Origin of the sequence: Paracoccus sp. (in: a-proteobacteria) (genome assembly GCF_047973135.1) — a bacterium.
In the GTDB taxonomy this organism is placed as follows: Bacteria; Pseudomonadota; Alphaproteobacteria; order Rhodobacterales; family Rhodobacteraceae; genus Paracoccus.
In genome coordinates, this window is record NZ_JBKEBL010000075.1 from 1 (window position 1) to 1,799 (window position 1,799).

Annotated in this window: 3 protein-coding genes; 1 reads left to right on the forward strand and 2 read right to left on the reverse strand. The window is 64.5% G+C overall.

Annotation, left to right across the window (positions count from 1 at the left end):
- Positions 1-65 precede the first annotated feature (65 nt).
- Together ACK5L9_RS06455 and ACK5L9_RS06460 are read right to left on the reverse strand one after the other, a co-directional pair.
- Positions 66-356, reverse strand: coding sequence for a type II toxin-antitoxin system RelE/ParE family toxin (locus tag ACK5L9_RS06455; protein WP_416910644.1), 291 nt, complete (start codon positions 354-356; stop codon positions 66-68).
- Between the two features lie 2 nt (positions 357-358).
- Positions 359-622, reverse strand: coding sequence for a type II toxin-antitoxin system ParD family antitoxin (locus ACK5L9_RS06460; protein ID WP_416910645.1), 264 nt, complete (start codon positions 620-622; stop codon positions 359-361).
- A 200-nt stretch (positions 623-822) separates the two neighbouring features.
- Here ACK5L9_RS06460 and ACK5L9_RS06465 point away from each other — a divergent pair, with 200 nt between their 5' ends.
- Positions 823-1,263: a hypothetical protein gene (locus tag ACK5L9_RS06465; protein WP_416910646.1), complete on the forward strand. Its 441-nt coding sequence runs from the start codon at positions 823-825 to the stop codon at positions 1,261-1,263.
- Positions 1,264-1,799 lie beyond the last annotated feature (536 nt).

The following is a 1,799-nucleotide window of genomic DNA, read 5'->3' on the forward strand; positions in this document are numbered from 1 at the left end:
AGATGGGCATCCCGGTCTATCGGCTGGCAAAGGGCGGCGCGTGAGCGCCGCCCCAATCCTGCAAACTATCGCAGCAACCCCGGCAAATCTCGCGCGCCCTGGATCACCCGCACGATTTGCACTTCATCATCGTTTTCAACGAAAAAGATCAGATAGCGTCCATGCCGCGCGTGGCACAGCCCCTTGTGCAGGTCGTCGCGCTTCTGGAAGCTGCCGTGACATTCGCCTATCTCCATGATCTTCGCTTCGATCTCGGCCACGAAGGATGCGGCGCGGGGCGGATTGTCGAGCGCGATAAAATAGCCAATGTCGATCAGGTCCGCCCGCGCGGCGGGCAGGATAACCAGCTTCGCCACGCTCAGGACTTGTCGGCGTAACGCGCCCGCAACTCGGCGAAGACCTCATCGGCCGGAATGCCCGGACCGCTGCTGAGCCCGGCCTTGATCGCGTCCCGCAAGGTCTCAAGCTCGCGGCGTTCGGTGTCGCGATTGCGCGTCCAGTCGCGCAGAGCCTCGCGGACAACCTCGCTGGTCGAGGCATATTCGCCACCGGCCACGGTCTGACGCAGGGTCTCGGCCATAACCGAGGGCATTGTGAGGGTCATTCGCTCGGCAGAAGCCACGCTATGTCCCCTTTTGGATCACCATACATAAGCATACTTCTGAAGCGCCCGATGTCGAGTCTAATCACGAACATCTGCTTCGCCTCCCAACAAGCATTCCACCCTCTCGCCCAAAGGCGCGAGGGCTGCTATCCTGAAACCCGCGCCCGTGGAGGTGGTGGAAGGCGCGCGTGTTCCATTCCTTGCACGGAGACACCACCATGATCTTTTTCGGAATCCTCATCTCTATCGCGGCTATCGGCACCCTCTGCTGGCTGCTGTTCAACCTTGCGGTCTTTGCGCTACCACTCTTTCTTGGCGTCAACGCGGGTATCTGGGCCTATGGTACGGGCGCGGGCTGGCTGGGGGCCATTGTCACCGGGCTTGTCGGCGCGGGCCTGACGCTGGCGGTTGGTCAGGCGCTGCTGATGCTGGTTCGTCCGGTCTGGGCGCGGCTGCTGATCGCGCTGGCCTTTGTCGCGCCGGCAGGCATGGCCGGTTTCTACGCCACGCTCGGGATCACCCGGCAGATGATGCCATCCGAGACCTGGCAGATCATCTTCGCGGTGATCGGCGCGCTCGCCGTGGGCGTGACAACCTTCCTGCGCATTGCGGGCATGGCGGCCACCGACCCTGCGGAGGGCATCCCCGCGCGGGGGTGATGCCGCAGGCCGATGGCGGCGGATCAGAAGCTGGCAGCGATACCGCCGTTCCCGTCACAAGGTTCGGGGCGATATCGGCGTGGTGACTGCGGATCGTCCTGAGGCCCTGATACGGGCCCGGTCTAGAGCGCGGGACAGTCGGCGACTGGCGTGAGGACCGGACCCTGAACCCGGTGAAGACGTTCTGGCCGAAGCGGGCCGGGAAGGATGGATGCGCAGGGCCTGAACCGGCAGGTGACAGTCCGCCGGTATTGCCGGTCCGATCCGCCTTGACCCGCCTTCCGGTCGCCATCGTCTCCGAAACCCCCGTGTCTCGACCGCTCCAAACGGCCTCTTCAATGGCCTGATCTGGCCGAAGGACAGCGCATGCGCTTCGACGGCTTTGGCGCAACAGCGACGGCGCAAGTTTCTTCCCCTGGGCTGCGCCCATTCCTCGCGCGGACAAGAAACTTCCGCCTCTGCTGTCCAGCCCCGTTCCGGGGTGCGCCAGCCATCGCCTCCGGCCGGTCGATCGCCATCGAGGCCGCAATGGTGCG

Coding starts and splice junctions, on each gene's coding strand:
- ACK5L9_RS06465 (WP_416910646.1), top strand. CDS start 823: ATGATCTTTTTCGGAATCCTCATCTCTATCGCGGCTATCGGCACCCTC.